Origin of the sequence: Streptomyces sp. NPDC005533 (assembly GCF_042871845.1) — a bacterium.
Taxonomy (GTDB): Bacteria; Actinomycetota; Actinomycetes; order Streptomycetales; family Streptomycetaceae; genus Streptomyces.
In genome coordinates this window covers 1-8,930 of the sequence record NZ_JBIAJH010000093.1, presented here as the reverse complement: position 1 = coordinate 8,930, position 8,930 = coordinate 1, and the positions used below count along the sequence as shown (strand labels likewise).

Genomic DNA, 8,930 nt, shown 5'->3' with positions numbered 1-8,930 from the left:
CGATCTCCCACAGCCCGTCTGGAACAATCCAACTCCACGTGCCCCGCCCCATACCGACGTCAACGACGCCTCACCACATAGGACACGGTCTTAGGGGAATCGCCTCACGGACTCGCCATGGATCGGCCCTGATCGGGGCCGGTGCTGGTGGTGATGTCCCGGATTTACCTTCCTGGAGCTGGTGTGGCTGGAATGGCATGGGGCTGGTGGGGGTGTGGTCGCTAGCGTGGCGGTGATCACGAATTCCGGGAGTCTGGTGCGGGGAGCGGTGTTATGGGTTGCGAGTGTTGGGGTGGTGGCGGTGATCCTTTCGGGTGCGGCGGTGGTGCCTCGGATGTGAAGCCGGCTGGGGCGCCTACGGCGGTGGTGTCTGCCTCGGCGGCCGCGGATCCGCCGGCGGCGGAGAAGACGGCGATGCTGGCCGCCTGTCCGCGGGTATGGGCGTCGCCGCGGTCCGTACGTATGCCTCCGGGACGCTGGACCCCTAGGTTGAGCGGTACTCGATGTGGTAGCCCACCGTGTTCGAGCCGGCGTTGCCCGCGCGCAGGAGCATCGCCAGGCACTCGCGGGAATTCGCGCACCACGCGGCCAGGGGATGAAACCCGAACGACTTCTTCCAGGTCGCCGCGACACCCTGTTTCTTCGACGCCGCCGTGATGATCGGGGCGTCCATGTCGATCACCACCCAGCCCTGCAGCCGCTTGCCGGCGATCGTCAGCCACAGGAACCCGCCTGGCCGCAGATGCAGCAGCGGCCACACATGACGGCGCACCCGAGCCCGAGCCCGAGCCTGAGCGATCTTCCTCAGGACCTCCTCGCCCATCGCCCCCAGCGTCCGGCGGGCCGTCGAAGTCCAACACCGCCGGCCCGAACAGGCCCTGGTGGTGGGCCTGCAACTGCTCGGCGTCCGACAGATTCACCGCCCCCAGCACGATCGCCACGGCGAGCTGCACGACCACGGCCGCATGCTCTTGCCAGCCGGTTCCCGTCCCGACAGGCAGCACGGCCGCCGGCCCGCCCGTCAACCCCTGTACGGTCAGCCAGCCGACGCAGCAGCCCCGCCCCGACATGCCGCATCAACCCTTGCCGTCGGCGACCACGTACAGCCGCCGGTCCCACCCCGTAGACTCGCTCACCAGATTGGTGCCCTGGCTCTCGCAACGGATACGACCTAGACACTCGAATCCTGGCACGTCAGCGGCACCTTTCTGCTACCGGCAACATCAGATCACCCAATGCCGCTGAATACTCCAGGCCAGGTCCGCGAGCAAGGCCCGCGCGCTGAAAGCGCACCTGAAAGCCACCGAGAAGCTGAGCCGGACCTGCTACACCGTGGCGACGACGCCTGCCGCGTCCCGGCGCTGCGATGTCCTGGACGTGAGAGTGGTGGATCCGCCCGCCTATACCTGCGGGGCGGTACTGGGCGCGGCTGATCTCCTCCTGGGCCTGCTACCCCGGTAACGAGCACCCGCGGAGGTCGCCGCTGTCCTCGACAGGAAGCCCTTGCCTCGGTCCACGCGTACTTTCTCTGGGAGACCGCGCTGCGGCCCGAACGGCTCCTCGTGCAGCACTGCCGCACCCAACGGCCCGTACCGACTCTCGTGAGGGGATGCCCCGGAGTCACCGCCAGTTCACGGCTTCTGAACCGGACACCACGACTCATATGCTCGAAGGCCGTCGTCACGGACGTCGGAACGGTCCACTCTGCGGTCTGAACGTCGGTTTCGGGTCCGTGGGTGTGGCGGGATGCCAGCCGGCTGGGGCAGCCGGGTGGACAACCTTCCGGGGGTGGGTTGGCGTAAGGGTTTGTGGGTTGTTGCCTCTAAGAGGTTGTAAGGCGGACCGTTTTGGTCCGGCTGTGTGGCTGGAGCCAGCTGTCGTGGAGGTTGGCGTGATGCCTGCGACCGAAGCCTTTGTGCTGCTGTCTGTCTGGCTCCCGCGCGTGTTTCGGATGTCGTGCTCGGGTCGAGGGCTTGCGGCGTCGGGTGCTGGCTCCTGCCACCTGCTGTCCCGGCCTTGGGGAGACATCCTCACGGGAACGCCTTGTCACCCTTGCCAGACCAGGTCGGCACCTCCCTTCGGGGTGGCCGATCCCGGTATGGCATCGAAGGTCTGGAGCTGCAGCGTCGGCTTCAGGCCGGAACGTTGAAGGGAAGGTGTCAACCCACGATGAACAGCATCAGAACCGGGCCTGGGCTTACGGCTGCTGCCACTGCCGTCGTCCTCGCTGCCGGCGGGGTCATCCTCGCCCCTGCAGCCCCTGTCGCCCGCGCCGCTACCGGCACGGTGACCTATGCGGTGGGTGCAATGCACCCGACGGAGGTGACCTGGGCCAATAACAGCGGATGCCGCGAGGGATCAGCCCGTAGGAGTACACCTTTTCAGCCCGCTCACGGACCAGGTGATGCGACCCGAGCGTCTACGCAGGCGGCCGGGCTGTCAGGCCGATCCCGGCTAGAGCCGGAGTGGAAAAAGCTCGATGATCTCATGGTGAAATTCACGAACGGCCTGGACGTGGATTTGCAGGTCTTTAGGAGCAGTGACTGCACGGGCGATCCCGTAGCCCTCATCGCGGCCGGCGGTGAGAAGAAGGTGAACGTGAAGACCGGTCCGTGGTCTATGAAGCCCACGGACCTCATCATCGAGCAGAGCGCCGTCATGGGGGCGATGCGCGAAGCTGCTCCCCTCCCGAAGACGATCAGCTTCGATCATGCAGGCATGAATGGCATTGTCCCATACGCCAGCGATGCGGAGGGAGCGAGTGAGAGGTCGGCGAAACAGAACACTAAGATTGAGACTGATTTGAGATTAACCCATGCGGCCAAAAAATTCGCAACCTACTGGGTAAAAGGACAGGAGGTAGGAGGTAATGTCCCCTATGTGAGCATGAAATACAAGGATGTGGTCTATAAAGAGGCCGTCTACAAGGACGGCTGGTGGCATCCAATTGACTCCTATGACCCCATCGCCAGCCACTTCGGCCAGGAAGAGGTGAAATATAATGCCGCACACATCCAGCAGGTTTGCGCGGCAGGACCAAACTGTCAATTCTATGGTGTGCTGCTGAGTGACAATCCTGGATTCAATAAGCCGGCATATGCCGACTATCCCGTGCTGACCACCTCGGCCACGGTGAACGGAAACCCGATCAAATCCACCCAGACAACCTCTGCCTCGAGGACGGACACCGTGACGACGGGCTGGAAGGTCGGCGTTTCGGCAACGTTCAAAGTTACGGGCGGCGGCGACAAGGGGGCAATCGGCGGGGAAGGCTCAGTCACACCGACATACGAGTACAACTATTCGAGGGCCATCGCGGACGGGACTGTGGATACTGGCACACTCGAAGTCACCTACCCCAACCCTGCCAACAGGAAGGTGTACCTCCAGGCGCGCACGAACGTCGGGTGGTACTCCGGCTATCTCCTCATCCGCACTCAGCAGGAGGACAAGACTGTGACGGGGACGGCGATCCCGCTCCGGATGAAGGTGCAGAGCCCGGAGACTGACAGCCCGGCAACCTGGCTTGCCGCGTATGTCAGCCAGCCGCCAGCTCCGGTCCCTAAGCCGCCGGCCCCTCAGCCCACGCCGTCCAAGGCTCCGGTCCCTAAGCCGCCGGCCCCTCAGCCCACGCCGTCCAAGGCTCCGGTCCCTAAGCCGCCGGCCCCCACGGTGGTGAAGGATACAAGTCCTGTAAAGATTCGGCCGAGGGCGCGGCAGGAATTGTGCTGGAATGTTGACTCTGGACTCTGGTATTCGGGGAACAACATCAGCGTCGAAGAATCTGACTGTAGCGGCAAAGATGATAACACCGCGCAGGAGTGGACCTTCGCGGCCAATGGTGAACTGCAGGCGGGCGGCGGTGATGCGGCATACTGTGCAACCCTGCGCGGTAGTTTCTCCGCTGCTTTTGGTATACGGTCCTGTGGTGATGAAAATTCGGTGGCACAAGAGTCTCAGCAATATCGTAGGTACTCGGACGACACCATTCATGTATACACCAATGCCGGTGTGGACACAGGTCAATGCCTCCAATATTACGATCTCACAGCCGCCGGGGACGACTCGGTTGAAATTGCCTCGTGTAATGCGGCCCAGGAGAAGCAGAAGTGGAACTTCTACCCCTACAGGTAGGACGTTATCCCGCTAAAGCTGGGAGTGTTCCGCTTCGGCTGGCAATGTTTTATGGATTCCAGTATCGAATGCCGTGTCGAGAATATTTCGACTTAGGTGGATAAGCGATTGCTGTCGGATGGGCGCGGATTGGGAAAGCGAAAGGAGGGTTTGTGTCCGCGGTGTGCGGGAAGGCGTCGCGGACGCGAGTTGCTTTCATGTCCAGCCGCTGAAGAATTTATGGTTAAGCCCATGAGGGAGTAATGGGAGGAAGGTCGGTAGCCCCGAGTAGCGAGACGTCGACTGCCCAGTGCTCAGTGAACCTCTTTCATCCGGGGTCTTGAAGGGTGAATGAGCAGATCAGCGAGGGTGCGTGGTGACATGACGAAGCCTCCGTCGTTGGTGTGGTGTTCTCACGCATCACGCCGACAACGGAGGCTTTGTTGGTTACGTATTCTGCCAGCCTCGACGTCTCGCACGAGCTCGTCGAGCATGTCGCCTGGCTGTTGCATGTCCGTCGGCAGGAGCTGAACTCGCCCTGGCGGCGGATGGGTTGCTTCGAGCAAGCCCTGCTTGTGCTGGCGCACCTGAGGAAGAACGAGACGTTCGCGCAGGTAGGAGCGGGGTCCGGGGTGTCGGAGGCGAAGGGTCCGTGATGATCGTTGGTGGGTCGCCTTCGCGTCGTGCGGCCGCGGAGGTGGGGCGGGTGTCGACGCGGCCGGTGGCGGCCCGCAGGGCTTCTTGGCTCGCGGGCCTGCGCCAGTTCTTCGTGCAGGTCCACGACACCGGAGCAGTCCTCCACAACCCGGCCGGGCCCCTCACCGTCCCACAGGCCGTCCTTCCAGGTCATTGAGTGGTTTCTGTAGACGAGCCTCGGTGGGGAGACCGGCCGAGCTCGACGCGAAGCTTGGGGCAGTTCGACCTTGGGTGGAAGTCGGCTATCAGTGGGGCAGCGTATCCGCGGCCGGTCGAACCGGTGCACCTTGGACTTCCGTCGGGGTACGCGGGGTTGGTGAGGATCGGCCGCGGGGCCTCGATCGGTGCGTCGTCAGGCTGCGCGGGTGCTTCCACAACCGGTGCTGCCGATGGTGCCCGGGGTGCCCGGGGTGCCCGGACGGGTGACACACGGCTACGTCCGCGCTGGGACGAGCACACCGTGTGCCGCGCTGGAGGTGGCCACCGGGCAGGTGATGGGCTCGCTGTACGGGGGGCATCGGGCGAGGAGTTCTTGAAGTTCCTGGCCAAGCTCGACAAGGGAGTCCCGGCCAGTCTCAAGATCCGCCTCGTGGTCGACAACTACGCCACTCACAAGACTCCAGCCGTCAAGAAGTGGCTGCTGGGCCACCCCAGGGTTCCCTCTGCACTTCACGCCGACAGGATCATCGTGGCTCAGCCTCGGCGAGCGATGGTTTGCCGAACTCACCAACAAGCAGATACGACGAGGCGTCCACATGTCGGTCCAGGTGCTGGAGAAGGACATCCGGACCTGGATCGCAGTCTGGAATACCGACCCGAGGCCCTACATCTGGACCGGAACCGCCGACGAGATTCTTGAATGCCTCGCCTCATCTACAACAGACCCGCCCGCTGGGTGTGGTCGGTGTCGGGGGGCTACCGTGTCCAGTCCACCCCGGCCTCGGTGAGTGCGTCGTGCTGCTCTTGTGTCAGTTTGTCGCGCCTGGTTTTGGTGTTGGTGAGCCAGATGCCGAGTTTTACGGTGTGTTCGTTGCCGTTGATGTCCACGGTCTCGGCATGTGTCCTGGGGACTGTCACTGCCCCGGTACGCGCCGTGTACTGCACGAGGGCTTTCAGGCCTTTCTGGAAGGCCGTCCCTCCTGCGCGCGGCCCGGACGCCTCAGCCGTTTTCGCGGTCTCCGTGCGGGCCCGTGAGGCCTTCTGGAGCTTCACGCCGAGTGCGTGGAGTCGTTGCTGCTGTTCGGTGTTCAGCTGGTCCCAGTTCCGGCGTTGAGTGGCGAGCCACCGGCCGATGTCTTCGCCGTGTCGGGTGACGCCGGGGAGGATCGTGGTCGGCCGTGCGCCTTCGGCGAGGAGTTGTGTGAGGTAGGTGTAGTGGCGTTGCCAGTCGACCGTCCACCCCAGTACCCGCGGGTTCCAGTCGGGGTCGATGGCGGCGAGCGCGGTGGCTCTCCGCTGGGCGCGTGCGGGGTCTTTGCCGAGTCCGCCGGGGCGGCGCACGTTGGTGAGCCACTGCCCGACGGCCTGGTCCAGCGCAGTCGCCTGCCGCGGCGCGGCCAGGGTGCCGTGGAGCTGGTGGTAGGCCCGCGCCGCACCGAGGTTCTCCTCGAACGCGGCGTCGGCGGTGTCCCATACGATCCCGAGCTGCTCCAGCTCCGCCGCGCGCTTTCCGGTCATGGTTCCCGCCCGGTACGCCCGCCGCTGATCGGAGAGCCACCGGCCGAGCGGGAACGCCCCCACCACCTCGACGTGCTCGTACGGGACGTCCAGATGGCCTTCCCGTTGCCGGTAGCGGTGCGCGGCTTCGGCGCCTCGGCGCCAGTCCTGCCGTTCGGTGTTGATGACCTGGTAGGTGATCCACTTTGCGATGAGCGCCGGGTCTCGAGGGGTTGCGAAGCGGAGCAGCAGCCGCGATTCCTCCTCACCGTCCTCTGGGGCTTTCCCGACCGGCCGTGACGGGTCTACGGTCCTTTTCTGGTTTTCCTGTGGAATGGCAAGCATTTCCACAGCTTTTTCATCGTGTGCCCGCAATCCTGCCAAAACCCGTACCAGTGGCCGGTAGGAATCCGAAGAAAGCATGTCCTCAGGCTTTTCGTCTTCCCGTAGAAACACGGGCACGATCAGGGTGGCGATCTTCCCTTCACCGGGCTTCTGCCGCAAAGCCCGCCCGATCGCCTGAACGATGTCCACGGCCGATCCCTTCGGATCGATCAGGGCCACGCTGTCCGTTGCCCGAATATCAACCCCTTCGCCCAGAACTCGACAATTACTCAGCACCGCCCGCCCCGCCCTACGGCCGAAATCCGCGAGTACAGACTGCCGGTGGGCGCCCTCGTGTTCCCCGCACAGCCAGCCCGACCACACCCTTTCCGGATGCCGCCCCGGGTCGACCGCGTGCAGTCGGGACGCGACCCGCTCCAGCCCGGCGGCGAAGGCCTCCGCCTCCACCGTGCGGTGGTGGAACGTGATGGTGGTCTGCAGCCCGTGCTCGGCCATCGTCTCCAGTAACGCGGTCTGCATCGCCGCGAGCCGCTGCCCGCGCAGCTGCTCCTCGTACCGCTCCTCACTATTCAACCGTCGCGGAGTAACTACAGGGTCGGTGAGTTCCGCCACCACAACTTGATATTTCGCCAAAAGCCCCCGGGAAATAGCCGAACCAAGCGACAACTCATAAACCACCGGCCCGAACACCTTCGGATCGTCCATCGAGCACGCGAGCTCCTTCGGCAGCCGGTCCCACCGCGGCCGCGCCACATCCACCCCCCCCCCCGCCCCGGCCTCCTCATGCTCGGCCTTCTCCCGCTCTCTGCGTTCCTGCGCCACCGCGCGCCGCCGCGCTTCCTCCTTCTCACGCTCCTGCGCGCGGGTCCGTGGGGGCCGTTCCATCCAGATCCGTGGGGTGGCGGTCATGTAGAGCCGGCGCATGGCGGGGACGACGTCCTGGCGGTGGACGTCCGCCCAGGCCTTCCCCGCCGACCCGGACGTCCGGTGCGCCTCGTCGACGACGACCAGGTCGAACACGTCCATGGGCAGCCCGTACGCGCCCTCATGGGCCTCGGCGATGACCGGCAGCGAGGCGTACGTCGCGTACACGGTCACCGGGCCGCGGCCGTGCCACAGCCCCAGCTGCGGTGCCGACGTCGTCGTCCGGACATCGAGCTGCCCCAGCTGCGGGTCGTCCTCGAGCGAGCAGACCGCGACAGCCGGCCCGGTGTGCCCGGCGAGCCGCCACTCCCGCACCGTCTGCGTCAGCAGATCCAAAGTGGGCAGCAGCACCAGGACCCGCCCGCGCCGTGCCAGCCGGAGCGCCGCCGCGGCCGCCATGAACGTCTTCCCGGTCCCGCACGCCGCCACCACCGTCGCCCGCAGACCGGCCTCCGGAATCCGCTTCCCCGGCGGAATATCCAGCCCTCGGACGATCGCCTCCACTGCCTCCTCCTGGTGAGGACGCAGCACGATGTCACCGGTCTTCTTCATTCGGCACTCCACAGAAAAGGAGGCGACGGGAAACCCGTCGGGGAGGTGGTGCGGTGTTCTCGGGATCCTACACACCACATCATCAGCATGAGTCTACAGACTTCATTACCTCAAAACTGCAGACACGGGACAGGACCCCCGCTATGCTGACGGCAGGTTACGCGGTCATACCTGATGGCACTGCCACCAAAGGGGGTTCACACCTTCGACCGTGGGGTCCGCGGTCGGCCCCTCAAGACCCCGGTTTTACGGCCGGAGTCAAGGCCGCACCACACGACAACACCCACAGGTAGACAGGGCCGACAGCACTGCCCCGCACCTGACAGACCACACCCACCCCCTCACCGCCGCCAGCGCCTTTCAGGACCTGAAGGCGAAGCCGCAAGGTCCAGGGGTGGGAGCGCAAGCGGACACCCCAACCGACCCACAGGCCCGCCGATGCCCGCGCCTGCGCGGACATCTGGTGACCCGTCAACGCCACCAGGCCAGCGCTTGCGCCGGCCTCCTCCCTCGACGCCCGCCTGCGGGCGTCGAATTCCCGCGCTCGCGCGGGAACCTGGCGAAGCGTCAGCGACGCCCCGCCGCCGCTTGCGGCGGCGGTTCACTCTTCGGCGGCTTGCCGCCGAAGGTCCCGCTCCGCGGGG

At 65.2% G+C, this 8,930-nt stretch carries 3 protein-coding genes and 2 pseudogenes; 3 read left to right on the top strand and 2 right to left on the bottom strand.

Annotated elements, in window-relative coordinates:
- Positions 1-484: 484 nt before the first annotated feature.
- Positions 485-823, bottom strand: coding sequence for a transposase (locus ACFYP3_RS36145; protein ID WP_388842200.1), 339 nt, complete (start codon positions 821-823; stop codon positions 485-487).
- A 1,664-nt stretch (positions 824-2,487) separates the two neighbouring features.
- On the opposite strand from ACFYP3_RS36145, the gene ACFYP3_RS36140 reads away from it, so the two are divergent.
- The 3 genes and pseudogenes from ACFYP3_RS36140 to ACFYP3_RS36130 form a co-directional block, all read left to right on the top strand.
- The gene (locus ACFYP3_RS36140) at positions 2,488-4,134 is read left to right on the top strand and encodes a ricin-type beta-trefoil lectin domain protein (RefSeq protein ID WP_388842198.1); all 1,647 of its coding nucleotides are present in this window, start codon (positions 2,488-2,490) and stop codon (positions 4,132-4,134) included.
- 383 nt (positions 4,135-4,517) lie between these two features.
- Positions 4,518-4,757: pseudogene (locus ACFYP3_RS36135) on the top strand (transposase family protein); the annotation flags it as partial.
- A 426-nt stretch (positions 4,758-5,183) separates the two neighbouring features.
- Positions 5,184-5,756, top strand: a pseudogene (locus ACFYP3_RS36130) (IS630 family transposase); the annotation flags it as partial.
- Here ACFYP3_RS36130 and ACFYP3_RS36125 read toward each other — a convergent pair.
- On the bottom strand, positions 5,725-8,286 hold the full coding sequence (locus ACFYP3_RS36125) for a Helicase associated domain protein (RefSeq protein WP_388842196.1): 2,562 nt from the start codon (positions 8,284-8,286) through the stop codon (positions 5,725-5,727). The pseudogene ACFYP3_RS36130 and the gene ACFYP3_RS36125 overlap by 32 nt on opposite strands.
- Between the last annotated feature and the right edge of the window lie 644 nt (positions 8,287-8,930).